The sequence below is a fragment of the Vibrio coralliilyticus ATCC BAA-450 genome (assembly GCF_000176135.1).
GTDB lineage: Bacteria > Pseudomonadota > Gammaproteobacteria > Enterobacterales > Vibrionaceae > Vibrio > Vibrio coralliilyticus.
This window is the reverse complement of record NZ_ACZN01000014.1, coordinates 269,295-295,091: the sequence shown is the minus strand read 5'-3', so window position 1 is coordinate 295,091 and position 25,797 is coordinate 269,295. Positions and strand designations below refer to the sequence as shown.

27 protein-coding genes and 1 pseudogene are annotated in these 25,797 nt (G+C 52.4%); 20 read left to right on the top strand and 8 right to left on the bottom strand.

All coding sequences use genetic code 11. The features are described 5' to 3' along the window. Nucleotides 1-78: 78 nt before the first annotated feature. Genes VIC_RS06965 through VIC_RS06950 form a run of 5 tightly spaced genes read right to left on the bottom strand, consistent with a single transcriptional unit; the run spans nucleotide 79 to nucleotide 2,347 of the window. Nucleotides 79-303, bottom strand: coding sequence for a hypothetical protein (locus VIC_RS06965; protein ID WP_006958715.1), 225 nt, complete (start codon nucleotides 301-303; stop codon nucleotides 79-81). 34 nt (nucleotides 304-337) lie between these two features. Next, nucleotides 338-562, bottom strand: a complete 225-nt coding sequence (locus tag VIC_RS26185; protein ID WP_080555913.1) for a hypothetical protein — start codon at nucleotides 560-562, stop codon at nucleotides 338-340. A 3-nt stretch (nucleotides 563-565) separates the two neighbouring features. After that, complete coding sequence (locus VIC_RS06960; RefSeq protein WP_006958714.1) at nucleotides 566-880, bottom strand: hypothetical protein; 315 nt, start codon at nucleotides 878-880, stop codon at nucleotides 566-568. Beyond that, the gene (locus VIC_RS06955; RefSeq protein ID WP_169312890.1) at nucleotides 871-2,130 is read right to left on the bottom strand and encodes a replication initiation factor domain-containing protein; all 1,260 of its coding nucleotides are present in this window, start codon (nucleotides 2,128-2,130) and stop codon (nucleotides 871-873) included. Before VIC_RS06955 ends, VIC_RS06960 begins: the two co-directional genes overlap by 10 nt. Next, nucleotides 2,123-2,347 (bottom strand): hypothetical protein, encoded by a 225-nt coding sequence (locus tag VIC_RS06950; protein WP_006958711.1) that lies wholly within the window; start codon nucleotides 2,345-2,347, stop codon nucleotides 2,123-2,125. The genes VIC_RS06955 and VIC_RS06950 overlap by 8 nt, the downstream gene beginning before the upstream one ends. Nucleotides 2,348-2,470: 123 nt before the next feature. Between VIC_RS06950 and VIC_RS06945 the strand changes: the two genes are divergently transcribed. After that, on the top strand, nucleotides 2,471-2,839 hold the full coding sequence (locus VIC_RS06945) for a DUF3693 domain-containing protein (RefSeq protein ID WP_039951429.1): 369 nt from the start codon (nucleotides 2,471-2,473) through the stop codon (nucleotides 2,837-2,839). A gap of 118 nt (nucleotides 2,840-2,957) precedes the next feature. Here the strand turns inward: VIC_RS06945 and VIC_RS26180 are convergent. Beyond that, nucleotides 2,958-3,135, bottom strand: a pseudogene (locus VIC_RS26180) (IS110 family transposase); the annotation flags it as partial. Nucleotides 3,136-3,283: 148 nt separating this feature from the next. Between VIC_RS26180 and VIC_RS06940 the strand changes: the two are divergent. Then, a complete protein-coding gene (locus tag VIC_RS06940) occupies nucleotides 3,284-3,553 on the top strand; it encodes a type II toxin-antitoxin system TacA family antitoxin (protein WP_006958710.1) in 270 nt (89 codons plus the stop codon). Continuing rightward, on the top strand, nucleotides 3,550-4,083 hold the full coding sequence (locus VIC_RS06935) for a GNAT family N-acetyltransferase (RefSeq protein ID WP_006958709.1): 534 nt from the start codon (nucleotides 3,550-3,552) through the stop codon (nucleotides 4,081-4,083). Before VIC_RS06940 ends, VIC_RS06935 begins: the two co-directional genes overlap by 4 nt. Before the next feature lie 259 nt (nucleotides 4,084-4,342). On the opposite strand, the gene VIC_RS27195 is transcribed toward VIC_RS06935, so the two are convergent. Beyond that, nucleotides 4,343-4,483 (bottom strand): DUF6559 family protein, encoded by a 141-nt coding sequence (locus VIC_RS27195; protein WP_330217465.1) that lies wholly within the window; start codon nucleotides 4,481-4,483, stop codon nucleotides 4,343-4,345. A 239-nt stretch (nucleotides 4,484-4,722) separates the two neighbouring features. On the opposite strand from VIC_RS27195, the gene cfa reads away from it, so the two are divergent. Both cfa and dnaB read left to right on the top strand, forming a co-directional pair. Next, a complete protein-coding gene (cfa, locus tag VIC_RS06930) occupies nucleotides 4,723-5,847 on the top strand; it encodes a cyclopropane fatty acyl phospholipid synthase (protein WP_006958708.1) in 1,125 nt (374 codons plus the stop codon). A 486-nt stretch (nucleotides 5,848-6,333) separates the two neighbouring features. Beyond that, the gene (dnaB, locus tag VIC_RS06925) at nucleotides 6,334-7,683 is read left to right on the top strand and encodes a replicative DNA helicase (protein WP_006958707.1); all 1,350 of its coding nucleotides are present in this window, start codon (nucleotides 6,334-6,336) and stop codon (nucleotides 7,681-7,683) included. Here the strand turns inward: dnaB and VIC_RS06920 are convergent. Next, the gene (locus VIC_RS06920) at nucleotides 7,676-8,287 is read right to left on the bottom strand and encodes a DUF2913 family protein (RefSeq protein ID WP_039951547.1); all 612 of its coding nucleotides are present in this window, start codon (nucleotides 8,285-8,287) and stop codon (nucleotides 7,676-7,678) included. The two genes, dnaB and VIC_RS06920, sit on opposite strands and share 8 nt — an antisense overlap. A 410-nt stretch (nucleotides 8,288-8,697) precedes the next feature. On the opposite strand from VIC_RS06920, the gene traA reads away from it, so the two are divergent. The 15 genes from traA (at nucleotide 8,698) to traD (ending at nucleotide 25,722) form a co-directional block, all read left to right on the top strand. Beyond that, nucleotides 8,698-8,952 (top strand): type IV conjugative transfer system pilin TraA, encoded by a 255-nt coding sequence (gene traA, locus VIC_RS06915; protein ID WP_006958705.1) that lies wholly within the window; start codon nucleotides 8,698-8,700, stop codon nucleotides 8,950-8,952. A 12-nt stretch (nucleotides 8,953-8,964) separates the two neighbouring features. After that, nucleotides 8,965-9,267: a type IV conjugative transfer system protein TraL gene (gene traL / locus VIC_RS06910; RefSeq protein ID WP_039951427.1), complete on the top strand. Its 303-nt coding sequence runs from the start codon at nucleotides 8,965-8,967 to the stop codon at nucleotides 9,265-9,267. Nucleotides 9,268-9,275: 8 nt separating this feature from the next. Continuing rightward, the gene (gene traE / locus VIC_RS06905) at nucleotides 9,276-9,842 is read left to right on the top strand and encodes a type IV conjugative transfer system protein TraE (protein WP_006958704.1); all 567 of its coding nucleotides are present in this window, start codon (nucleotides 9,276-9,278) and stop codon (nucleotides 9,840-9,842) included. Continuing rightward, nucleotides 9,839-10,555 carry a TraK domain-containing protein gene (locus tag VIC_RS06900; RefSeq protein WP_006958703.1) on the top strand — a complete coding sequence of 239 codons (717 nt, stop codon included), beginning with the start codon at nucleotides 9,839-9,841 and terminating at the stop codon, nucleotides 10,553-10,555. Before traE ends, VIC_RS06900 begins: the two co-directional genes overlap by 4 nt. Continuing rightward, complete coding sequence (locus VIC_RS06895) at nucleotides 10,548-11,936, top strand: TraB/TrbI/VirB10 family type IV secretion system protein (protein ID WP_006958702.1); 1,389 nt, start codon at nucleotides 10,548-10,550, stop codon at nucleotides 11,934-11,936. Before VIC_RS06900 ends, VIC_RS06895 begins: the two co-directional genes overlap by 8 nt. A gap of 356 nt (nucleotides 11,937-12,292) precedes the next feature. Next, a complete protein-coding gene (gene traC, locus VIC_RS06885; RefSeq protein WP_006958701.1) occupies nucleotides 12,293-14,884 on the top strand; it encodes a type IV secretion system protein TraC in 2,592 nt (863 codons plus the stop codon). Further along, nucleotides 14,881-15,225, top strand: coding sequence for a TrbI F-type domain-containing protein (locus tag VIC_RS06880; protein WP_006958700.1), 345 nt, complete (start codon nucleotides 14,881-14,883; stop codon nucleotides 15,223-15,225). The genes traC and VIC_RS06880 overlap by 4 nt, the downstream gene beginning before the upstream one ends. Continuing rightward, complete coding sequence (locus VIC_RS06875) at nucleotides 15,222-15,863, top strand: hypothetical protein (protein WP_006958699.1); 642 nt, start codon at nucleotides 15,222-15,224, stop codon at nucleotides 15,861-15,863. The genes VIC_RS06880 and VIC_RS06875 overlap by 4 nt, the downstream gene beginning before the upstream one ends. Continuing rightward, nucleotides 15,860-16,873, top strand: coding sequence for a conjugal transfer pilus assembly protein TraU (traU, locus tag VIC_RS06870; protein ID WP_006958698.1), 1,014 nt, complete (start codon nucleotides 15,860-15,862; stop codon nucleotides 16,871-16,873). Before VIC_RS06875 ends, traU begins: the two co-directional genes overlap by 4 nt. Nucleotides 16,874-16,883: 10 nt before the next feature. Then, the gene (trbC, locus tag VIC_RS06865) at nucleotides 16,884-17,465 is read left to right on the top strand and encodes a type-F conjugative transfer system pilin assembly protein TrbC (protein WP_006958697.1); all 582 of its coding nucleotides are present in this window, start codon (nucleotides 16,884-16,886) and stop codon (nucleotides 17,463-17,465) included. After that, nucleotides 17,455-19,161: a type-F conjugative transfer system mating-pair stabilization protein TraN gene (traN, locus tag VIC_RS27260; protein ID WP_006958696.1), complete on the top strand. Its 1,707-nt coding sequence runs from the start codon at nucleotides 17,455-17,457 to the stop codon at nucleotides 19,159-19,161. The genes trbC and traN overlap by 11 nt, the downstream gene beginning before the upstream one ends. A gap of 2 nt (nucleotides 19,162-19,163) precedes the next feature. Then, complete coding sequence (traF, locus tag VIC_RS06855) at nucleotides 19,164-19,889, top strand: conjugal transfer protein TraF (protein WP_006958695.1); 726 nt, start codon at nucleotides 19,164-19,166, stop codon at nucleotides 19,887-19,889. Beyond that, the gene (locus VIC_RS06850; RefSeq protein WP_006958694.1) at nucleotides 19,876-21,258 is read left to right on the top strand and encodes a conjugal transfer protein TraH; all 1,383 of its coding nucleotides are present in this window, start codon (nucleotides 19,876-19,878) and stop codon (nucleotides 21,256-21,258) included. The genes traF and VIC_RS06850 overlap by 14 nt, the downstream gene beginning before the upstream one ends. After that, nucleotides 21,255-23,924 (top strand): conjugal transfer protein TraG N-terminal domain-containing protein, encoded by a 2,670-nt coding sequence (locus VIC_RS06845; RefSeq protein ID WP_050778605.1) that lies wholly within the window; start codon nucleotides 21,255-21,257, stop codon nucleotides 23,922-23,924. The genes VIC_RS06850 and VIC_RS06845 overlap by 4 nt, the downstream gene beginning before the upstream one ends. Next, entirely contained in the window at nucleotides 23,908-25,722 is a 1,815-nt protein-coding gene (traD, locus tag VIC_RS26030; protein WP_006958692.1) for a type IV conjugative transfer system coupling protein TraD, read from the top strand. The genes VIC_RS06845 and traD overlap by 17 nt, the downstream gene beginning before the upstream one ends. The last annotated feature ends 75 nt before the right edge of the window (nucleotides 25,723-25,797 follow it).

Below are 25,797 nucleotides of genomic sequence, written 5' to 3'. Positions count from 1 at the left end.
GTAGAGGAACGCCATAAAAACAGATACAGCCAAAATAATCGTTACAACGTCCGACACTAGGCTAACCATGAGAACCCCTTAGCGCATACCGCCAGTAATACGTCCTAGACCAAAGGCAAGAGCAGCAAGACCAATCAAGCCGACAACAACAAGTGAGTAGTTGGACGTACCCGCAGCAATGGCATCATTAATTGCCTTAGTTATAGGGTTTTCATTCGCAAATGCAGAAGCAGAAGCGAAAAGCGCACCGCCTGCGATTGCTACTTTTGATGCGTATTTCTTAGCTGTATTTAGATATTTCATAGTGATATTTCCGTTGTTAGTGAGTTGTTTAGGGCTATCTACGCCCCATAGTTTTTACGATTCTTCCCAGTACGTGACCCGATACAAACGAAAGCAATAGATACCCCGAAACAAGTTGATAAAGGTCAGAATCGATAGTGAGTGACCCTGAGACAGTCTGCGTTAGCTGGTTGACTTCCTCAGCGGTCAAAATCATGTAATCGCACAGATTCGGTGAGCTGATGAAATACCCGCTATGTTCGATTACACACTTAGCCATGCGTTAAGCCTTGCCACTAAATGGCTTGATATCGACAACAATGTTTCGTGCCGGATTCTGAGGGTCAGCATCAAGATGAAGCTCACACGTCATTGGAAATTGCGTTTCCAGCTCCTTAAACGCAGCGACCAGAGACGGGTTAGGGTTCATGGCAATTTGCTTTTGAACCAGACCCACAGGCTTACATTCGCCTTTTTCTGATTTCCAGCCTTCATTAGGAGCGAGGTAGTTCACCTGTGCAAAGTTGTAAGGACGGTCATCCTTTTTGGATAGACCTTGAGAGTGTTCACAACCGATGACAACAACTGTTAATGGCATAATATTTCTCCAGTTTTTTCTAGATGGAAGTCCCGACCGACTGGAAAGTTAATGCGGTCGGGGATGTCTGTTAATTCGAGCCCCTTAGTGAGGGTTTCGAGTATGTGTGCATCGTCGTCGTACAGTTGGCGCATGGCATTGACCAGCTTCCCGTACTGAACGCGAGCGTGTTTAACCGCATTTTCAAATGAGGTCATAAATTGAATCTTGGTGGTCGAAATCCGGATGGGTTCGACGTCATCAATCAGAGAGGCAAGGGCAGGGTATGCACCTGCAAAATACGGATCAGGTTCGATTAGAATATCGAGTGGAATTACCCTGTAACGGTTTCCTATCTGGACTTCAAAGCGGTTCCAGTTGGGATACTCTTCACATTTCATTTGAGCCGCCTTGTCATAGGCGCGGAATACCTTTCCGTTTTCACGAGCACCGACATAGAACGTATGCCCAGAATCAGGCACTAAACCACATTTCTTACGGTCTTCTTTACTCATGCCTTTACCGCCCCAGAACTCGCCCCAACTAGGAGGCGTACCGCGAGTGATAAACTCACCATCGATGTATTTCTGTTTGATATCTTCAATCGATACGTTGCCTTGAAGATCATCCAGAGCTAGGTCTACACGAGTGAGCTTTGTGCCGACCATTTGTTTTAATGCCTTATGTAGCGCTTCCATGTTGATGGCCTCACAGCCTTTACCGGAAAACGACACGTAATAGCCAAAGTTCGCGGCACCCCAAGCGACTAAGCCAGCTTGAGTACCATTGCAAAGAAGCTTTGCAGAATAGCGGTATCCTGAAAAACCACCTCGACGTTCCATAGTCCAGACATTGTTTTTCTCATAGCTGATTTCGTTTTCGAGCAATTCAAGAAACGATTCGACTTCACCGTGACAAAGGGTATCGAGCATATCGATACCGATGTTTGAGATCAGGTGCTGGTAACATTCGTTAAAAGATACGTCTGTGTTGACCACCAAATCAGCGTTAACCAACTCCTTATCAATGGCCGCAAAATACAGGTCGCGATTGGCGAAGTTTTCAGACTCGACACAGCCTAAGACCTGAGCCAAGTTTTCGGCAAAGTGCATGATTTTGGTTTGCTCTCGATGCTTGATAGCCACCGCATTTTGAGATTCAAACTCGTTGATTTGCTCAAGGCAGAAACGTTGCTTCGCCATTTCCTTGCAGCGTTCCAAAAGAAGCGGGGAACCTGAAAAGCTCACATAGTCGATTACAGTTCTATTCATCACGGAACACTCGATCAAAAGCACCATTGGCACGAAGTTCAGGCTCATTTTCGTGCGTGATTTCAATCAGTTCTCGGTCTGATTCACACGCATAGAGATACATTTCATGTTTGGATTTGAAGTATTCCGGCATCCCATCAATCGAACACCAGAAGCCATCCGAGTGATGCTCGAAGTAGACAGGATTCTTACGAGTGGGTTTAGCAGCGAAGCTCATGGAGTTCTCCAAACAGGCTCTGTGAATTACGATTTTTCGTAAGTCTAATTACGGAAAATCGTAACTGCAAGATACGAAAATCCGTAATTAATAAGCTAAAATCGAGGTAAAGGAGAAATTGCTATGTATCAAAGTCAGCTGTTAGATGCCTATAAAAAGGCTCAAAACTACGTACAAGACAAACAAATAGCGCACGACCTTAATGTAAAGGCGTCTAGAATCAGTGAAATGCGCAAAGGACGTCGGTATATCTCTGATTCAGAAGCAGTTTTTCTTGCGGAGAATTCAGGAATTGACCCAGAGTTAGCTTTATTAGGTTGTCACGCTGATCGCAACGACAATCCGGACATCAAAGCGATGTGGGAAAGCATCGCAAAAAAGTTTAACGGGCGCGGTTTACAAGGAATATCAATGGCTTGCGGAGGCTTGGCTATGTGGATTAGCAGCCCGAATGGAGTAATTACTCAGTGCGTATTACGTACATTATGTTAAATAATGAATGTAATGCCATAACTTCACACTAAACAAGTCAATGAGCTAGCTGTTTGGTACCCTTTTTTTAGCATCGTATTTTTTCGGCTTTTTTGCTCGGTTAACTCAGGCTGAATTTTTCAGCATAGTGGGCAATAAGCGCAGCGTCTAAACGGTCGTTCTTAGCTCTTTGTCCGATAGCCCCAGCGAACATTTTTTATCCTCAAAAGATTAGCGATGACATAGGGTAGATTTGCTTGGACACAAGCAAGGATGAAGGGCATTTCTAATCGTCCAGTAGCTTCAATTACGACACGCGTGACATTTTTCATTACATCGTTGGTTTTCGTGTTTACGGTTGTCTAGTCTCTTCACCTCCGTAGATCCTCCGTACAAATTGTGTAAGTCCAAACTTTGCACTACAATAATCATCATTACGGAATGTATCCGTACGAAGGAGATTTTATGGCAACAGCACGTTTAGATATTCGCCTTGACGAAGAGATCAAGGCAAAAGCGGAGAAAGCATCGGCTTTACTGGGTCTTAAAAGCCTTACTGAGTATGTAGTCAGACTCATGGATGAAGACGCAACTCAGGTAATTGAACAGCACGAAAGTATCGTAGTCAAAGAGAATGTCTTCGATGAATTCATGATGGCATGTGACAAAGCAAAAGCTCCCAATCAAGCTTTGCTTGATGCAGCGAAGTTGACTAATGAGAGTGGCATCAAGTGAGTTGGGGAAAAGAGTTTGTTGAACTTAGTAAATCCAAGCATGATCGCAGCTCATTTGATTGTGGTGAATCAGAGTTAAATACATTTATAAAAACGCAAGCAGCAAAACACATGCAAGCAGGCATCAGCCGAACGATGGTTTTACCAAGCTCTCAACCACTGCTTAATCAGAAGTATGCTATTTGCGCATTTTACAGTGTTGCTCCTAGTTCAATCAGTCGTGAAACTTTACCTGCTAAGTTAGCGAAAAAGTTACCTAGATATCCCATTCCGGTTTTTTTATTAGCTCAGCTAGCGGTGCATAAAGAACTTCATGGCTCAGGATTAGGGAAAATCAGTTTAATTCGAGCGTTAAAGTATCTCTGGGAAGTGAATCACCACATGAGAGCTTATGCCATTGTTGTGGACTGCCTTACCGACTCCGCACAGGCATTCTATACTAAGTTTGGCTTTGAGGCTTTGTGTGAGCATAATGGGCGTATTCGTATGTTTTTACCAATGAAAACGGTAGAACAGCTTTTTAGTCCATAGGCTAAAAATATCACAAAAGATGATGTCTAGCCGCCTCACCTACTCCGCTTTAGCGCCTCAATAAGCTGTAGACGTTCATGGTTCGACAGTGAAAACCACTTCTCCCCTCGTGTGGCAATGTGCACCAAGGTCTGACTGAGCGGATCGGCCACTCTCCCCGACACAGAGTCAAGGCGTCTACCCTGCGACTCTTTTGGCCTAAAGCTCGCTAGAAAGTTTCCAATATGAGTAATTCTTCCTTGATTGATCCCTGGCTAATTTAGTGATTCAGAGCTGCGGCGATCAGTTTATGTCTTTGAGCAAGTGTAAAATACTTTCTACTGCCAAACCCTTTAACCAGTTGTGGGGAGAGTTTGCCGATGATTTTTTTGATACGTCGTCGTCTTAGGAAGTTAAGCATAGTCTGGGCTCCTTTATGACTGCGAAGAAAACCCCCTATTGTTCTGTACGCATGACTTAAGCCAAGCTCTACATCAAAGTATAAAACCTTTATACGTCATTTTTTGTCAGGACATCAATCCCTCGACTCTTTGGGTGGCGAGGAAACGGCCAACAATGTTTAATATGTGTTAATACAATGACAAATTAGATGAACTTTTGTCTGATGCTTTTGCAACCTTATTGGATAGGAGTCAGGTGATGAAGGTGTTTGCCAAGGCATTAGAACGCATTTTGGAAAAAGCAGACATTAAGGTCAATGGCAATCGACCTTGGGACATACGCTTACGAGACCTTAATTATTTTAACCGGTTAGAGTCTTACGACACGTTAAAGATTGGGAACGGTTACTTGAGAGGCGATTGGGAGTGCGATGCGCTTGATGTCATGGTCAGCAAATTACTTCAAAGTGGTGAGCTGGACGCGTACCGCTCGAATAAGCAGAACCTGTGGTACTGGTGTTTGTCTCGGCTGTTTTCGCCTTATAGCGAGCAAGGCAGTAAGCGCGATATCGGCTTCCATTACGACATTGGCAACAGTTTCTACCAACAGATGCTCGATCCCTTAATGATCTACTCCTGCGGATACTGGCATCAAGCTGCGGACTTAGCTGATGCACAAAGAAAAAAACTGGATCTCATTTGTCGAAAGTTGAACCTGAAACATGGTCAAATGTTGTTAGACATAGGGTGTGGCTGGGGAGGCTTGTTATCTTACGCGGCTGAACATTATGGTGTGCATGGAACCGGGGTAACGCTTTCAAAAGAACAGTATGAATATGCAAGACACCGTTACGCTCATTTACCCATTAACTTCGTCCAGGCTGACTACCGTCATATCGTAGGTAATACAACCTACGATCGCATTGTGTCGGTTGGTATGCTTGAGCATGTCGGGGCGAATAATTACGAGCTGTATTTTTCCATTGCTAACCAATTATTGGCGAAAAATGGCATTGCTCTTATTCACACGATTGGCCGGAACGAGCGCGGTAGTGTCGATCCTTGGATCCATAATTATGTCTTTCCAAATGGCTACGTCCCTGCCTTGTCAGAACTGTCTCAAGCCATCGAAAAAACGGATTTTGTTCTTGAAGATCTGCACAATATCGGTCCTCACTATGACCGTACTCTCATGGAATGGTGGAGCAACATACGTCCCTTGTGGGATCGGGAAGACATGCGGGGTCGTGCTCAGCAGAAACGGCAATGGCAATTTTATTTGCAGACCTGCGCGGGAACCTTTCGTGCGCGTGATTTACAGGTTTGGCAATTGCTGCTGACTCACAAAGGACGGACTCAACCTGAACAAGCACGCAGCATCTAATTTAACCGCAATTTTATTAAAGATGTTTAATCATTATTCGATATTGAGTGTCATTGTGTTTTAGTCGTAGCATTGAACTTGCACAGATTAGGGCGCAGTCGACTAACTCAGAAGGGGTTCTTGAGGTGGTGCTCGGTGGACTGCTTCCCTATTCCACGTTCTGTGCCTTACTTTGATAAGAAAACATGTTGTGTTTTGGCAGCCAATTATTGGCTGCCTTTTTTATATTCATCGCCTGGAGAATTCTTATTCGGGGGTTGAGGACGTTCCAGTTATGAGGCTAAGAAAAATATAATGGTCTCAATCTATTTAGTTATAGTGCGTTAAAAATAATATGACCTAAAAAAGGACTCACTTCCTACTGCTTGGGTCTCCGCTGTAGGAAGAAGTTTACGTTCACCCAAATCCAACATATTGTTATACTTAACCAAAACAAAGTTCAGGGTGTATCGACAACCTGACGTGACCAAGACTAGCAGCAGAGTTATGACCCAACATTCCATCGACGCCATGAAGACCCCACCTCATTCAATTGAAGCAGAACAATCTGTCATTGGTGGCCTGTTTATAGACAATTCTCGTTGGGAAGCGGTTGTAGAGAGATTATCTGCCAAGGATTTTTATGCTCGCCAACACCGCTTAATCTTTCAGGCGATCTCGTCTTTGATGGACACATCAACCCCTGTCGATCTGATCACCGTCAGTGAGAAACTCGAGCAACAACACGAGCTCGCCGACATCGGAGGGTTGGCGTATCTGGCTGATCTGATGAAGAACACTCCCAGCGCTGCGAACATCATGGCTTATGTGGACATAGTGGTCGAACGGGCATTGCTTCGTCATTTGGTCAAAACAGCGAATGATATCGCCGATTCCGCCTATGACGCCCAAGGGCGTACACCTGAAGAATTGATAGAAGAGGCGGAGCAGCGTGTGTTCTCGATTTCCGAGAAACGACTGAATACCGATACGGTGCTCGACGCAAAACGCTTGGCCTTGGAGACCTCACTCAGGCTGCGTAGTGGCGCGGGACAAGCAATCACTGGCGTCAAAACGGGCTTTGATGCGCTAGATACCATGACGCTTGGATTACAGCGGTCCGACTTTATTGTGATAGCGGCGCGTCCATCGCACGGCAAAACCACACTGGCGCTCAATGTATGTGAAAGCGTCTCTATGGATGCCGATAAACCAGCCTTGGTTTTTTCATTGGAGATGCCACGCAATCAATTGATGGATAAGCTCGTAGCCTCGTTAGCACACGTCAATTTAACCGATCTCAAAACCGGTAATTTAACGCAAGAACAATGGCAAGCTGTCGACTCATCATTAGAGATGCTGCAGTGGAAAAACAATTTGCTGATTGATGATAGTGCGGGCCTAACACCGACTGAGCTCCGTGCAAAAGCTCGTCGTTTAGCGCGCGAACACGGCGGCTTATCGCTCATTGTCGTCGACTATTTGCAGCTAATGCGTATTCCGGAATTGGCAAACAATCGAACCCTAGAAATCGCCGAAATTTCGAGGGCGCTTAAAGCGTTAGCCAAAGAGTTAAATGTGCCGGTTGTGGCATTATCGCAGCTTAACCGAGCCCTCGAGCAACGCCCAGACAAACGCCCAATCAATTCTGATTTACGTGATTCAGGCGCCATTGAGCAAGATGCCGACCTGATCATGTTTATCTATCGTGACGAGTTGTATGACACGAACAGCAAACAGAAAGGGGTCGCAGAAATCATCATAGGTAAGCAGCGGAATGGCCCCGTTGGTGCGGTACGTTTAGCATTTCAAGGGGAGATGTCACGCTTCAGTAACCTTCCCTCGCCCCCTAAGTAGCCTCAACATTTGGGCTCATGCTTGCTTGAGGGTGCAGCACAATATGGATTTGGTGGCTATCTGCATTCCACTCTTTGATCTCAGCGCTAAAGTGATGCTGGTCGTCAATCCAAGACGCCAGTTCTTGGGCGTCAGGCGCTTGGTAGAGTAGCGAAATGGGGGCGACTTGGTCGTTGGAGTGGTCGAAACCATGTTCAATGTGCTCTTCCAACATGTAAACCACTCCTGGTTGGGTCTTCTCTCCCTCTTCAAAGAGACTGGAAGCAATTCCTTTTTCTTCCTGCAATGCGCTCAACAATTGGTAGAGACGCTCAACACCCCCAACTTTGGTTCGACTGGCTCTATCGTGCAAGTCGTACAATTTGTGCTCCAGATTCGCGTGTTTGTCCCGTCCGACGCGGATCATCAATTTGATGTCTTTTTTGACGTTTGCGTAGCGTTTCTTCTTAAGTTTCTGTTTGAGAAACCTCACTAATATCTCATTGCGCTTATTCGCGGGCACGTGACGGGGTGACGCTGCAACGTGGCAAAGCAAGTGGAGCAACGCGTCGGTCACTAAGCTGCTCAGACTGTAAAAATACTCGAAATCTTTGTGAATTTTCATGAAGCATGGATCGTTTGAAGACAAAATGAAAGTGAGTGCCAATGGACTTCCGTGTGACCGACTGGTCTCCTACAACACGAGTCAGTATAAGGGTTTAGTGCAATGCCCACCATGGTTGAGTTCATATTTATCAATGTCGGTAAGTACTGCGGGCTTAACAGTCAGTGTAAACGATGTGTGCAAAGACACTGCAAACAACAAACACTAATAATTTCCAATAATCTCTAATAATTTTCAATCGTCGTCTTTTTTATTGATATTCAACCTGTAGCACACCAGCGCATTAGCTGGTCCACAAGTCAATAGGATGCAGACGGGTGTCAGACAAACTGCGAACCCCAACCACGTACATACCGCGTTCGATAACCACCCGAGCACGTCAGCGTTGGTCGATATGGGCACTCGTTTGGATGGTCGGCGTGCTCCTACTTACCTACCTGTTGGGCGCTGACGCTTTGGCCACGGATTTATTCAGTGCTGGCAAGCAAACGATTAAGGACACCGCAGGTACCGGCTCCGCTGTTGAGAATGCGATCCTCGCCTCCGGTGCCATTGGTGCGCTGTCAGCGGGTTTTATGACCCGGAACTGGATGGGCGCGGTCGGTGGGTTCATAGGGGGCATGATTTTCTGGGAAGTCGTAAAGCCGCTTGTGGGGCTGTCTTAAAGGAGGGCAATCATGACGACCGAATCTGGGTTTTATTCGATTCCTTTGCACCTTAACCATGGGCCACGTCTTGTCGGGCTACCACGTGATGAAGTGGCGCCAGCTTTTGCTCTCTTTGTTGTGTGCTTTGCAACTCAACACCATTTGCTGGGAGGCGCGCTTGGGCTTATTTGGTTTCTTGGTTTGCGTTATTTGAAGGTCCAATACGGCAACACCGTGTTGGTGCGATGTGGGTATTGGTGGTCGATTGCCCCTCTCTCTCGTCGGTTGTTCTGCGTGACGCCTCCGGCTGAATATCGCTATTGGCTGTCTTAGGGGGCCCCATGGAACGCGTGATTCGTCACCAGTTGTTGGAACTCAGTCGTTTGCTTAACGTCTTTCTTGCCATTGGTTTTTTATCCCTCAGCGTCGCCTGCCTAGCTCTGACCGGATCGTTAGTGTATGCCCTGACCCATCAGCGCTACACCTTGGTGCCACCCACTATCTCAGGCGCCTTTACAATCAGCCAAGTCAAAGTCGACGACGCTTATCTGAGCATGATGAGTGATTATTTTCTTCACCTAAAGTTCGATGTCACCCCCAGCAATGTCCATCGTCAATATGGACGTTTATTGGATTACGTCCCAGAACACATGTGGTCAGCGGTGCAACCGGAACTGCTCGAGGATGCACAGCGGATACGCCAACAGCATGTCTCCAGTCACCTCGACGTCCTGCCCGACCAAACCCAGATCGATGTTGATTCACTCGTGGTTCGAGTATCTGGCACACTCGCCAAGGCGGTTGGCGAACGTCAGTTACCCCCTCGCGCTGTGGATGTCCTCATCCAAATGGCCTATCAACAGGGCACGTTGAGTTTACTGTCCATTCATCAGGAGGAGAGCCAATGATCCCGCATGCGATCAGCTTCGTCTTACTCAGCATGAGTCTGAATACCGCGCTTGCTTCTAGTGCATCACCGGCTCAGCCGCACTTGTTCGTATCAGGCGATACTGTAACGCTTGAGCTTAATCAAAGGTCTCTTAATCGCCTCTATGTTGATAACGACAAGATCCTTAACCTTACGTGTCCGACACATCAATGCGAGGTGGTGCAGAACCCAAGTGATCAAGCAGGGTCAATTCTGTTAGGACTGAGCGAACCACATCCTTTTACGGCGCATCTCTTCACTGAGCAAGGACGTTTGCTGGCGCTCGAAGTACAACCGAGTGACACCACCACACGCGTGCATCGGTTCATTCCTGGCGACGCTTCACATCCCCAGACGCTCAACACGCGAATTCTAGGTTTTGTCAAAGACTTGATGCATTGGTCGAGCGGTGAAGAACCGTCCGTTTCGATGACGATTGCACGTGTCACTCACGCATCGGTTATGGCTCATCGTGGCGATCTTGAGCTGACGCCCGTTGCTGTAGCGCGTCAAGGCCCACTGTCAGGGATCATCTATGAGGTGCTCAACACAAGCGAAGGCCCGACGTCGATTTCGAATCGGGACTTTTATTCGCCCTCTGCATTGGCAGCGTCGCTCGACCGCAATGAACTGCCGGCTGGCGAACGTACTCGTCTGTATCTGATCACCTTGAGAGCGAAGTCTCATGACTAAACCCAATCCGGACGATCATAACGCAGAGTCCTTCTCAGACGGTGAACAACTCAATGAGCGGATCGCCAAACGCAATACTTGGGTTAGTGCAAGCGTCATCGGCGTGCTCGCCATCGCGGGGATCATCGTCGCGTGGGTGTTCCGCACGGAGTCGGACCATCCGGCCACGCTCTCTCCTCCCCTTCATTTTGAACACATCATTGATCCAGGGTTTACCGACCTCGATCAACAAAGTGCGCTGGCGCATCAAGATCTCGCGCTACAAGCACTGACGCAACAACTCACAGGGATCCAAGAGCAGCTAAAACAGGTGCAGAAGCAGTCCGAACGACAATCGAAAGAACTCGAGCGCAAGCTGCAACATTTAGAGGCTCTGGGGGTCCCTTCGGACACTCACGAACTAACACTAGGGACACCAAGCTCTCAGCCAGCGCTCCCTTCACCGGCAGTGACCCCCTCTCTGTCCCTAGAACCGTCTTCACCGACCCAAGCGACTTTGGAGGCCGACACACCTTGGCTCGAAGAACCGACCAACATGAACATGCCCCGTTACCACAGTGTCGACTTTATCTGGTCCGCCCCACCGGTAAAAAAGCACGTATCGCTTAAAACCTACGTCCCTTCGGGCAGCTTTGTGACCGCCATGGTAACAGGAGGCGCCGACACCAATGCCGGCGTGTTGGCCCAGGGAGACACCGTTCCCCTAGTGTTTCAAACGCTCAACCGCGGGATATTGCCCAATGGCCAGCCTTCACGACTGGATCAGTGCACCATCACGGCTTCAGCTTATGGCGAGGTGTCATCCAGCCGTGGTGTGGTCCGTACCGACAAGATCAGTTGCGTACTCGACGATGGCACTCTCATCGATCAGGCGGTGAAAGGCACGGCCTTCAATTTTGGCCGCAACGGCATTCGCGGAACCACGCTGCTCAAAAATGGCGATATCGTACAGATGGCGGGCCTGGCGGGGATCTTAACCGGGCTGGGAGAAACGGGCAAAGCGTTGTCTGAGCACACGACCCTCCACCCACTTGGTGCTACCCAAACCCTAAAATCAGACCAAGCGCCATTGAATCTACTCGGTCATGCGGGGGCCACTGTCGGGGCCAAGTTGTCAGATTACTACATCAAACTGGCCGAAACCTATCACCCGATTGTCGAGATCAATCCCGGCACTGTGGTCAACATCGTGTTTCTGGAGGGGTTCACTTTGACGCCGCTCAACCAGTCTGGCGCGCAGGAGGTGGCGCCTCAAACATCACGACCTCCGCATACCCTAGGCCAGCCCCCCATCAACCCACTGGCCGATGAACTGCGTCAAGAAGGGTTGAATTTCCCATTTGACTCATCTTTACCACAGGAGCGACGGTATGACGACTAACCCCCTTTATCTCGCCTGCTTGGTCACTGCGTGCCTCTCCGGGTGCGCGGCCGGCCTGGGCGACGATTACACCTGTGATGCCGTGGGCGGGTTTCCTGGCTGTGGCTCCATGCTGGCCATCCGACAAGCCATGGTTGATGACACCGCGTTGACTATCGAGTCGCTTGCCCCGCTGGCTGAATCGGCGCCGGCCACATCCGTTTCGCCTCGGTATCACGCGCCCCAACCTCGGCAATTGACCATCTTCCCCCATTCCACGCCACAGGGGCATTTCGTAAGCGGCGTCGACCTCTATTTTACCCTCTCTTCGGGCGATTGGCAGATGGGTTCGCCCCAAGTTTGGTGGACTTCTACTGATGAGTGATTCTGCATTTTGGCGTTCAGGCTGGCGAGCCTTTGGCAACTTGCGCAACGAAGCGCGCAAGCATCGACCGCGTTGGCATCAATGGTTGCCGTATCGAGATTTCGACAGTGAATCCATGCTATTTATCAATACTCGAAGCCGAGGCTTTGGACTGGCATTGGTGCCGCTGAGTGGCGCCAACGATGAGTTGGTCGAGTCTCTAAACAAATGGGTCAGTGATTTGCCGCAAGGCAGAGGATGGGATTACCAATTTATCCTTCATGGGCACAACCGGGTAGCCCATTGGTTGGATGCCAATGCGCGAGAGATGGCCCAGCGCGGTGGCGTTTGCGCTGATTTGGCAGAGCAAGAGCGTCGCTACGCGCATTACGCCGCTCAGCATGGCTACATGCATCACCAACGGGCTCATTATGATTTGCGGGACTATGACGCGTATTTCTTTATGTCCACCTCAACCGCTTCCCCCTCTGCCCTTGTTCAGGCCCGTGCCCAAGCGGAAACCGTTTTTCATCAGTTGGGTTTGGCCGTTGAGCGAGTCGAACCTGCTAAGCTGTTGACCTTACTGCGTGATCTGATCCATTTTGACCCAGCACAGGATCGGCCTGAGACGGCGAACTACAATCCCCTTGAGCCCCTCAATGACCAAGTGCTCGCACCGGATGCGGAGCTGTACATTCATCGCGACCGCATTGACACGCAATGGCACACCCGCCAGGGCGAAAACGCGCGTTGCCGTCAAGTGCACCTAGGCCTGACGGCATTGCCTCATGATTTTCGCCTATACGCGCTGCCGGAATGCCTTTCATCGGTTCGCAATGCGGCGCGGCAAGTCCCCTGTCCTCACTTGATTTGCGTCAGTTTTCGTCAAGAACCAACCGGGCAAGCGGAGTACGCCAACAACCGAAAAATCGCCGATTTAACCAAGACAGTGCAGTCAAAACTCGCGCTATTTCTGCCCTCAGCATCGGACGAGTTGGATGAACGACGCGAACTACAGAAAGGGCTGAGCAGTCGACAGTACACGTTAAGTTCGATGTGTGTTGGCGTGGCGTTGTTTTGCCGTCAAGATGACCATCAAGCTGCGGTTCAGGCCACTAAGGAGGCGTTTGGCGCCAATGGGCTTGAACTGCGCGTCTTGCCGATGATCCAAGCGCAGTGCTTGATGGCCACTCTGCCGTTTATGATGAGCGAAGGGCTATGGGACGACTGTCAAAAAACCGGGCGTATTCGTACCATCAAAAGCAGCAATGTCGTCAACTTCTTCCCTTTTGTGATGGATCGACGCCGCTTGACTGGTGGGGTCCTACTGCCCACATTGCGTGGCCAAATTTCATTTTTTGATCCTTTCCGCTGCGGCAGCGACAACCATAACATTGCCCTTAACGGGGGGTCCGGTGCAGGCAAAAGCTTTTTCGTTGAGCAGTTAGCCAAAACGGTGTTTGCACAGGGCGGCAAAGTCTGGGTGCTGGACAAAGGCGCAAGTTACAAGAAGCTCACGTTGTTGCTAGATGGCGTGCACCTTGATCACCGCCATATTTTTCTTAACCCTTTTACGCACTTAGAAGCGATGAAATCGAGGGGAACCGAGCAGCCAGAGACCGATTCTTCCGCCGATGGTTTTGGCCCTATCAAGGAAGCATTGAGTAACATTACCGCACTGTTCGCAACGATGGCCGCCCCCTATCAACCGTTGGACAGTTTTCAACTGGCAATCTTAGGTGATGCCATCGTACAAGCATGGCAACGCGCGGGCGCTCAAACCTGTGTCGACGATGTTCAGCATGCATTGCGGTCCCTGGCTCAAGAGCAACAGCAAGACCGGCGCATTGAAGACATCGCGGTACAGTTGAACAAATATGCGACGCAGGGGGTATATGGTGACACTTTTAACCGTCCCTCACTGCTCGATCCGGCTATCGATATGACCACCTTAGAACTGGATGGTTTTAACGAAGACGTGCTTCGACCCGTGATTTTCGCGTTGATGGTGTCCATCAACCAGCAAATGTACTTATCAGGGGAACGGGCACGCCGAAAACTGTGCATCATTGAGGAAGCCTGGAATCTGTTAAGTGGGAACAACGCTCAAGCCCGTCTGTTCATCAACACAGGCTATCGCACTGCGCGAAAATTCGGTGGCGCATTCTGCACCGTCACTCAGGGCATTGACGATGCGTTTGCCAGTGCCGAGGCGAAAGCCTGCTACGACAATTCCGACATTCACATCATGCTGCGACAGGGAGAAGGGTTTGAGGCTTATTTGCGTGACAACCCGACCGCTTTCAGTCCCCTCGACCAACACATTCTCAAGCACTTCCCTCGCGCGCAGGAAGCGGGCTACAGTGCCGTGCGCATCAAAGCGGGTGGGCACGTGAGCTATCACCGCATTTTTGCCGATCCACTCACACGGGCTTACCTAAGTACAGAGCCACACGAATACGCCTGGTGTGAACAGCAGATGGCGGCTGGCGTGCCGCTCAAAACGGCCATAGCGGCTACAGCAAAACACTTTTACGGCGACGAATTAGACCGATTTGAGCACGCGATGGCATCGGATACCAATCACCCAAGGAGAACACCATGAATGCGGTCAAAATCTGGGCGCTCGCGTTCGTTGTGCAGGGGCTGGGAGTGGCGATGTTCTGGCGCGTCAGCGAGTCCCCTTGCGCTGTAACAACGCTCAACCTCGGCCCCATTTATGCCGAGTACCAACGCACCTTAGTGGACGAGTCGCTGACGGTCGACCAGCAGCACCAGCGCTGGACACACTTTCATACCATACTGAACCGGGTCGTCGGTGACTATCAACGAGATCATCACACACTGATCCTCAGACCATCGGCCGTCATGGCCGGCGCGGAAGACATCACGCTCCCAGTTCAACGTGCCGTTGAGCAGGCCCTCGACACGGAGACCGCGCCATGAGCCGATGGTGTGTACTTGTGCTGGTTGGGGCGGTGTGTTCACTGACCGCGGCAGAGCCAAAGAGACTGGGCGCCACATTCTCTATCGGTGAAGTGGATTTGTGGGAGTGGATAGGCCAGCGCCTACGTGTGCTTGAACACGACGGCACGTTAGCCAAGTGGCAACAAACCCAACGAGACCGGATCCGTGATCAATTTGAACAACCAATGCCCGTCTCCCTGAGCGCTACGCAATCGCCAACAACGTTTCTTGTCGATCCGAGCGTGCGTTTGCCCGCCACCTATGATGGCCAGCCCCCAGGACGATGGGTCAACCCATTTGACGCGTCGACTTGGCCGAGCCCCCCACTCGGCATGACGTATCATTACCCCCGGGCGTTGGTCTTTTTCGATGGACGGGATCGCAAACAACGACGCTGGGCAACGCAATTTACCGCTGATCGGCCCATTACCTGGATTTTAACAGGAGGACGACCGCAAACCTTAGCCCGTACACTCAATGCTCCAGTGTACTTTGACCAAGGCGGATACCTGTCTCGAAAGTTACGCCTTCGTTCGGTGCCAAGTGTGGTCGTTCAGGCGCATCGCTATTGGGAAGTGACTGAGCACGACGTTTCGTTCTGGGAGAATCAGCCATGATCCCCACTCGACGCTTACAACGCTTAGCCCTGCTATTAACCGTGCTCATGGTGCCAATCACCGTTGACGCGGGGGCCGTGTGCAGCGGTCATTTTATCAATCCGCTACGCGATGTCTGCTGGCGGTGTTTACTGCCGATCACATTAGGCTCGGTACCTGTGTTCACGGGTCCGCTGCCCGATACCCCAAATCCGTCGTCGCCTCTATCGTTATGCCCAGCTCCGCCTCCTGTGATGGTTCGGTTAGGGCTAAATATCGGATATTGGGAGCCTTACGCCCTAACGGACGTGACCCGAGTGCCCTTTTGTATGGTCAACTTGGGCGTTCGTCTACACGGGGCGCATGCACAGCGGATTGGAGGGCGCTCCACATCCCGAGAAGGGGACAGCAGCGATGGCGGTTTTTATCACGCTCACTGGTATCGATACCCACTCATCGCTTGGCTTCACTTGCTAGAGTCAGGATTGTGTATGGAGACACGCCCATTCGACATCGGGTATTTCTCCGAACTCGACCCTCTTTGGCACGATGATGCTCTTGCGTTTGCGCTCAACCCAGAGGCCGTATTGTTTGGGCACCCAGCCGCTCAGTTGGCGTGCGCCTCTGAAGCCATCGCGACGCACAGCCGTCGTCAATTACCGATGGATAGACTGTTCTGGTGTTTAGGGGCACAGGGGAGCGCGTACCCACTAACGGGGAACACCAATTATCGCGATTCGCCGATCCAAGCCGCCACTTTGATCATGGAACGCCTCAACTACAAATTGCACCGCCAAGGAATGGTGTTTGATAGCCAAGGTCGAGATGGCGCAGTCTGCCAACCCAAAATTTCCCCATTTCTCCCCAAATCCCGTTACCGCTATCAAATGAGTGCCCCCATCGCGGATGCGGCTTGGTGCCACCCTTATACCACCAGTACCACGGTGTGGGAGATGGGTCATGACAACCCCACGACGGGGGACAATTTTGGCTTTGTGCAATGGCGAAAGCGCAATTGTGTGCTGTTATAGGAGACAAGACATGAAGTATCGCAAAAGCGTTTGGATACTGGTCATTTTATGTACCCAGATCAATGCTGCGATGGCGAACTCGGACCCGTGGCCAGCCTTTGATCCCGTGACCGCCTACCTCAACGAAAAGCGACGCTCCCCTTGGCCTGCCACACCTGTTACCGACCCGACATCGAAGCCCGGCCTATTGCTGGTGTTTATTTCATTGACCATGCCAGATGCTTCGCTGCGCAGCCTACTCAAGCAAAGTACACAATGGCAGGCGCCATTGCTGATACGCGGGCCCTTACCAGCAGGCTTTACCGCCACAGCACAACGCCTAATGGAGTTGCTCAATGCCAAGGGCGCGTTACCCATCAGGGCCGGGGTCGCCATCGATCCTGACGCGTTTCATCGATTTCACGTTCGCGACGTACCAACGTTTGTACTCATCAAGTCCAACCGTTGCCAAGCACGATGGCCGTGTGGACCCGATGATCATGCCAAGATAAAAGGAAACGTCTCGATACGGACGGCTTTGGAGGCGCTGTCAACCAGCCCGTTGGCCGACGTCGCCGAAACCCTGCTTGAGGCACAACGCGATGACCACTAAGGCGTGGCTGTTCGGGATGTTCGTGATCTCCGCGACGTGCGGAGCGACCAGTACGAAGCAAAATTACGACGCGGCAGTCCCCTCTGCACAGCGAGCGCAGCACAACATCCACACCCGTTTGCCCAAAACGTGGACACCGTATCAATATTGTGAGAGTGCCGAATGCCAACGTGCTCGCCAAACCTTGCCGAAAGCGGACGAAGACCAACTGCGCCGCTCTAGTGAAGCGCGGGTCAAACAGGATCCGCAATCTCGGTCGGTGTTGAACACAGCACGCAAAACCACACCAGATCCCGCTCGTGATCCCGCCTATCAATACGCGACCGTAGGCCAGGAACACGCCAATGCGATCGTACATGGGACCAAGGATGCGCAGATCGATTGTCGCCAACAAACGCAGTGCACGACCCGTTATCAATCGCGAGTGTGTCGGCAACCGACTCTTCAATCGGTGGCCTGTCGGCAAAAACCGATCGCGACCATCGAACGGGGTCCGGTCCACTACACCTGCCCTACCGGATGGCAACGGAATGGTTCCGTGTGTCATCGAACAAAAACACAGTGTTTGTACAGTGGCGCGGATTATGTACTAGAAAAAGGCGGTACGGGCTGGTGTGCCAGTCGTGGACAATGGTTTCGATGGCACGGTCAAGCCGTCTCGCCCGAGCAAGGGTATGCCAAAGGGTCGCTCAAGCGACAAACGAGTGGGGCCAGCTGCCACGGCTCACGTTGGCGTCGCCGATTTGAGATATGCGGGCCGTTAAAAGAAACACGCCCTGCCGATCCTTTTTGCGAGCCTGGGGACACGCTGGTCGCGGGTGATTGTGTTCACAATCGGATCCAATGGCGCTCGACGTGCGATGACTTGGGTGATTGCCAGTTGACGTCAAAGACATGCAGTGAAGGGCCAGGCACACGTACCGTCAATGGGATCCCCACGCACCTGTCATGCTGGGCATACCGTCATACTTACCAATGCCGATCGGAGGATGAATGCCGCGCTTACGGCCATTGCCAAATCGGGGGTAGCCGTTGCGCTGAGCGCCGTCATGGCATTTGCACTCGGCGGGAAAGGGATCTGCGCTGCCCATTCAAACAATGCAGTCCAACTCGCTTGGTTTGCGGTAGCCCTTCATTTTGTCTTGATGGCGAGTGCTATCGTGCCACCCCGTCACAATCGGCGTCCTTCGCCAAAACGGCCTCAGCGCTGTCTGCGCTGGCGCGGGCGGGTCGCCGGTTGGGTCAACCTCCGCGGATCTTTGCTGGTCAGGCAGCGCACTGTTCTGAAAAACCGATCGGCTTTGCCAATTGTTGCCAAGACGGCGGATGGGGAACAAAGATCGGTTTGACGCAGTGCAGTCGTGAGGCACAGGCCATTGGACGGGCGAAGCAATTAGGAACGTCGGTGTATTTGGGACGCTACTGCGCGCACTCGGTCTTGGGGGTATGCACGCGCTATAAACAGGGATATTGCCTGTATGACAGCGTGCTGGCCAAAATCATCCAACAGCAGGGGGCCGCACAACAACTCGGGATAACCTTAGGTACCGCCGCCCATCCCGTGTGTCCGCCCCTCACGGCTCAGCAGCTGCAGCGTATCAACTTCAATCGGATTGATTTCTCATCCTATTACCGTACGCTCAAGGCGCGGATGCGGTTACCGAAGCCTGAACACCTCGTGCCCAGAAGTCCCTGATCATGCGTATTCTGGTTTGTCTTATCTTACTCTGTTCCCCACGACTCGGCGCCGAGCCCCTAGGTTGGCGCTGGTATAATGGCCCTCGTGCCACTTCCGAACTCCCTGCGCCAAAGCCCGTGCCTAGTTTAAGCCCACGAGCACAGTTGCGCTGGTTTCACCAGTACTATAAGACGGCGTTGGCGCAAGCGACGTTAGCCCCAGACAACCTAGAACACGCCCTGACGTTGATGCGTCTGCACCATTTCATCTTGACCAAAACTGAACACACCGCCGCCACCTTCCTGCGAGTCCTGACTCACCATCCTGAGCTGTCGACTATGATCGCCCACCCCATGGCCCACACCGCACGTAAGATATACTACGAACGCCAAGTACAGACGCACACCCAGGCGTTGACGACGCTCTCACAGCAAGGTTGGGGTTTGTTCTGGCTTTATCGTGGTGCGGATCCCTACACGCAAGCCCTGGCGCCCAGTCTGCAAACGCTAGCCGATAGGTACGAATTGGCGTTATTAGGCATCAGCGAAGATGGCATTCTGGCCCCGGCCGTGCGCCGCAATCGTCGTCATCGAGGGCAACTCAACGTGAACACTACGCCCGCACTCATGTTGGTCCAGCCAGCGACGGGTCGCATAGAGCCAGTGGCGTATGGCTTTCTGTCGACGTCTGAGTTGACGCGGCGTTTGTATCATGTCGCCACGGAGTTTCGTCATGTTACGCGCTAACGGTCGAGCTCTTGCCCTGTTGCTGACGTTGGCTGCGAGCTCGGCGGACGCCGCCGGTTTACAAGACGCGTTAGAGGCGTTTTATGACGGATTAGACTACCAAGAAAACGTGTCCACTGCGCATGCGTATCAGGGTCAAGCGGCGCATTACTACACCGGCGGGTCAGTCTATGTCCGTGCCCCTTCGCGCTCTCTCTCGTTGGGCGCGGTGACGCTCCCATCCATTAAAGCAGGCTGTGGGGGCATCGATGCCTTCATGGGTGGCTTCTCTCACATCAATTCTGAAGAGTTGGTGCATTTTGGTAAAGCCGTGGTGGCCAACGCCCTGCCCTTTGCGGTGGATCTGGCCTTGCAAACATGGGCGCCGCAAATCAAGCAGATCCGTGATCACTTACAAAGCGTTGCGGACCGATGGCTCAACCAGTCCATCAGCTCATGCCAAGCCGCAGAAGCGGGGATCAGTGGATTGGCCGCTTTTGCGGTGCCTCAGAGTCAAAAGCACGTCTGCGCAACCATGGGAGTGCGCAATAACGCCTTTTCCGACTGGGTGGCCGCTCAACAAGGCTGTGGCGTCGGCGGGCAGGCTCGAACACAACTCAAGCAGGCACGTCAGAGTGAGGACCTGAGCGCGCTAACCAAGTTTCACCATAATTTAGTTTGGTCAGCGCTGATGGCGGTGCCACAACTAGCCAGCGATCCGTCGTTGGCTGAGTTTCTGATGAGCACGACAGGGACTGTGATCTACGACACCACTCAACATCGTCACCAGTACCCCAGCTTAGTAACGGAGTCCAATCGACTCGTCGAAACCTTGCTCACCGGAGGACGTGTCGAGTTGTATCACTGTCAGGATCGCAGTGCCAAAGGGTGCTTGGCCCCGCAGCGAGCATGGCGGACCGTATCACCAGCTCAAAGCCTTCAACAACGGGTTCAACGTACCTTAATCTCACTGGATCTCGCGCTACGAGAGGACACCCCCTTAACCACCCACCAGCGAGCCCTGCTGGAAGCGACACGCAGCCCGATCTTGGCAGTGTTTAACAGCGTACATCGTGCCGGCTCGACTCCGAACTTTGCGGCGCATGCGCGGGTGATCGCGGTGGACTTGCTGGAAACGTTTATGCAAGCGATGTTGTCCAATGTTCGCCAGGCTGTCGTGCGCCAACCGCTTGATCGCGATGAACTCACCGAGATTGAGCAGTCCATTATTCGAGTTCAAGCCTTTAGCGCGCGCTTTACCCAACAGGCGCGCGAGCAGTTGCAATGGCAAAACGCATTCATCGCGCACTATCAGTATCAGGACGCCCATCAACGTCAGCGTTTGCGGCGCCTCTTGAGTACGCCAAGCCGTGTGGGAGGATCTCAGTGATCGATCTCGACTACTATACCTATACGCAAGGGGCGACACTGGCGCGTGTGCTCAACGCGGTAGCGGCGTTCTTCGACAGTTCGCCGTTTGCGGATTTACTGGCCATTGCTCTGATGTTCGGAACGGTCATGACCCTGCAACGGTTTATGGTATCGCGCCATCCACAACACCTCTGGCGCTGGGGGATCATGTTTGCCCTGGTGCCGACCTTGCTTATCAAACAAACGGCGCGGGTATGGGTGCACGATTTGACCGCGGCCCATCCCCCTTACGCGGTTGACAATGTGCCCTATTTGATTGCCCTGCCAACGTGGGCGTTCTCCACCCTCATGGTGGGGGTTGCAGACGGCGTTGAAACCGCCTTCAACACCACCGATGACCGACGTTACGGACGCACAGGCATGCTGTTTGGCTCGATGCTGTATCGTTTGTCTCAACACAGTACACTGCCCACGATTGAGGCCCGATCTCAGTGGCAGGCTTTTTTCAACAACTGTGTGGTCGATGACATTGAGGTCAGCCGCAAGTATACCTGGGACGCGCTGTACCGTTCGGTGGATATTCTCGGCTTGCTGGATGCAACAGCCCTCAGTCCTATCCGAGGTCAGTTTGACCAACAGGGGCATTTTCACACCTGTGCGGAGATCTACCCCACCATTCGCGACGAGTTTGACCGTTCTGCCAAAACCGCACTTCGCAGCCTGTCCTTGCAGCTCTACGGGCCGGAGGCCAACGCCAAGCAGGCGCATTTAGCACAGGCGCTGTCCAACAGCTATCGAGCGTTTTTGGGGATCAGTGATCATGCCGTTAGTTTGCTGCGACAGAACCTCGCCATCAATGCTGTCCGTCTTGGGATCGACCGGCTCGATTCCACGGCTGGCGGTCTGGCCTACGCTTACACGCAAAATCAATTACATCAAACCACCATGGGTTGGTCAATCGGCTTGCAGGCCCAGGAGTACTTGCCGATGCTGCATGCGTTGATGTTCTTCGTCTTCAGTGGCTGTGGGTTCTTTGTCGCCGCCGCCGCTTTGATCCCCACCTTAACGCACAGTGTCCTGAGCCAATATTGCCGCGTGTACCTCTATCTGGCCATGTGGCCGACATTGTTTGCATTGATCAACGCGCTGATGTTGTGGACGCTAGAAACCTATTCACCGCTCGCGACGCAAGGTCTGCTTGGCCTATCGCTGAGCAACGCCGATGGGTTGTCGGCGTTGCATACCCGTTTTGGTGCCGCGACAGGCGTCTTGATGCTGTCCGTCCCTGTCCTGGCGAGCAAGCTACTGCGAGGAGGGGTCAGCGCAATCGAAGCCGTCCATCATCAATTTGCCTCCATGATCCATGCGACCAATACACGGGCATCCGCGGCCTCAGCGACCGGGAATTTGGATTTCGGTCAAGTGCACATGCAAACACACCAATACAACACGACCCACGCCAATAAATGGGACGACAATGTGCTGCTGCGCTCTGGAGTTGCCTCCACGCAAGATGCCCAAGGGGCTATGACTCAGACCTTCTTACACGATGACTTGCGACACACCTATGACGCGCGTGAAACGGAGTCCAAGCCTTTGTGGCAATCGCAAGCACAGCGGACGCTACAACGCAGCGTGCAATCGCAATTCCAAGAGGCCAAACACCAACAGGCTCAATGGCAAGAACAACTCAGTGCCGCGTACCAGCAAAGTGCGCAATGGCACGATCGGTGGTCCGATCAAGCGGCGCTAACACGCAGCTATGGTCACAGTGAACACAGTGCCAGCGAAGGGCAAGTGTTACGCAGCAGTAACACAATGGCGACAGCGATTTCAGGTGTCGCTGACACCATGGGTTGGACGCGTCAACAAGCCACGGCCTTCGCCACCGCCGTGACCGCCCACGCGGGGATGTCTGTTCCCTCTTCGTTGGGAGCCTTAACAGGGGTCTCTGCGGGCGTCAACGCGCAATGGAACGCCGAACAGCGCCATCAGTATCAAACCATGACTGGCAGCCAACGCCAGGCACTGACACAAGCACTGACACAGTACCAACAAGGTGCCAGTGAGATGGCCAAAGCGGGCCTTCAGCTCAACAGCCAGACCCAACACAGCGCCCTCGAACAATACGCACGCGATTTTTCACTTCACTACCAACGTTTGCAAGGGTTGACGCAATTGGCAACCCAGACAGACACACAAGTCGAGAGCCTCAGCAAGATGGACCAATGGCTGAACAGCGACGGGAACACGTTAACATCAAGCACCATTTCAGGATTCCAACGCTACTTGGAGCGCCAACCAAACCGTCCCGAAGGCTGGGTGCAACGCTTAATGACCGCTCGCTTACCGGAAGCCTTACGCGAGGTAGAGCATCACTTTGATGCCTATTTACGCAGCGAAGACTTTCGTCAGACGCTGGCGGCGGCGCCGCTCAATGAGCAAGCCTCCGTCCCTTCGTTCACCGAGCAGCAGCGCGCTCGCCTTACCGCTCAATCCGAGCAAGCTCAACAACGCGTCGACGAGGTGCGGGCTGAGGCATTTACCCTACTTGAGGGCCAATCGCTGTTCAGTGAACACACCCACCATCAGGTGGAGGTAAACGCCACAGTATGGGGCGGTGAGCTGCAACGACAAAGTGGCCTCAAGCGACAAGGGGATCCACCCGATGACTCGTCTGATTAATCTGTTCTATGCACTACGCACGGTGCAATTCAACGGGCAATTGGGCGCCACTTTAACTATCGCCCTCGGGGTGGAAATGATGATGGTGGTTGCATTCCATGCCTTGACGTCAGTGTCGGGCGATTTGTGGAGGCTGGAAGGGTGGTATTGGCGTGTGCATGCTCTCTACTGGCTGGGCGCATCAACGCAGCAAATCGTCGCCGTAAGCGACGCGTCTCAAGCTCACACATGGACTTTGGGGACCCTGATGCGCTCCCCGTTCATCGAACTAGGCCACGCCCGCTTTTGGCGCCAATTTGTACCCGCACTCGAGTTAGCAGTGGGAGTCGGTCTGCTAACAATGATGTCGTTTGTCATCATCATGATCCGTCTCGGCGTAACAGCATCACGTGACCGCCTGATCCGCGGGGGGAAACAAGTACCACCAGCCCAGTTGGAGCGCGAGATGCACCGTGGTACCAGTTCGCCTTCCCGCGCACCACTTTGCTTGGGAGGATTTGATGTACTGCATCCCCATTTCGAGCGCCAGCATGTGCGCATTGAAGGCACAACAGGCAGCGGAAAATCGGTATTGATCCGGGAATTTCTCGCCTGGATCCGCGCACGCGGTGATCGGGCTGTGGTCTATGATAAGGGGTGCAGTTTTGTCGGAACTTTTTACCGCCCTGAAACTGATGTGCTGCTCAACCCCTATGATGCGCGCAGTGTCAACTGGGATCTGTGGGCAGACGCGACCGACGCCGCCGATTTTGAACATCAGGCGAGCGCCCTCATTCCCGCGTCACCACAGGGCGACCCTTTTTGGAATGAATCAGCGCGAAGTGTCTTTGCTTCGGTCGCCCGCCAGCTTAGGAATGAATCTCGCCCACCCACGACCGAACGCCTATTGGCGCTATTGACCACCTCCGATCTCACGACGCTATCAAATTTTCTCGCGAACACGGAAGCGGCCACGTACGTTTCGAAGGACATCAAAAAAACCGCGCTGTCGATCCAAACGGTCCTCACCACCTATGCCCGATCGCTGCGCTGTTTGCAGGGGTTAGATCGTCAAGATCGGCCGGCGCATCTGAGGCAACGTTTTTCCATCACCGATTGGGTACGCGATGACAGCGCCACCGGCTTCATGTTTTTGACCAGTCACGCCCGTCATCATGTCGCGTTGAGGCCATTGATTTCCTTGTGGCTCGCCATTGCCTCGAATGCGATCTTAGGATTATCGGAGAGTCATGAACGCCGTTTATGGGTGATTTTGGACGAACTCCCCAGTTTGCAACAATTACCCGAGCTAGCCAGTACCTTGGCCGAAGTGCGTAAGTTTGGGGGCTGCTTTGTGATCAGTTTGCAATCCCATGCGCAACTGATCAAAAACTATGGAGCCCATGATGCTCAGGCGATCTGCGATTTGCTCAACAGCCGATTTTTCTTCCGCTCTCCGTCGCATGCGATGGCGAAGGTCGCCTCACAGGAGCTCGGGGAGCAGGACATAGACGTCGTGCGTCATGGTCAAACGCTGACGCCGAGGGCGCGCCGCGATGCTCGCTCACGAAATCTGCAGCGGTTGACCCGCCCGATCATCACGCCCACACAAATCCAAGCGCTGCCCGACTTACACTGCTTTGTTCGTTCCCCTGGGACGGACTGGGTCGCCAAACTGGTTTTGCCGTATGTGACCGTGGAGAAGGCGGAACCCGATTTTGTGCCGCGTCCACCCTCCCCAAAAATCCCGCCCTCCCCCGCGCAAACGCGAGAGGAGGCCTCCTCCACCCACTCAAATTTAGGAGCCTTATATGACTGAACGCAAGCGCCAAACCAAACGCCGTCACCAAAAAGTAGTGCTGGATATCCTCGTGGGTAATGATTGGCGTCACCA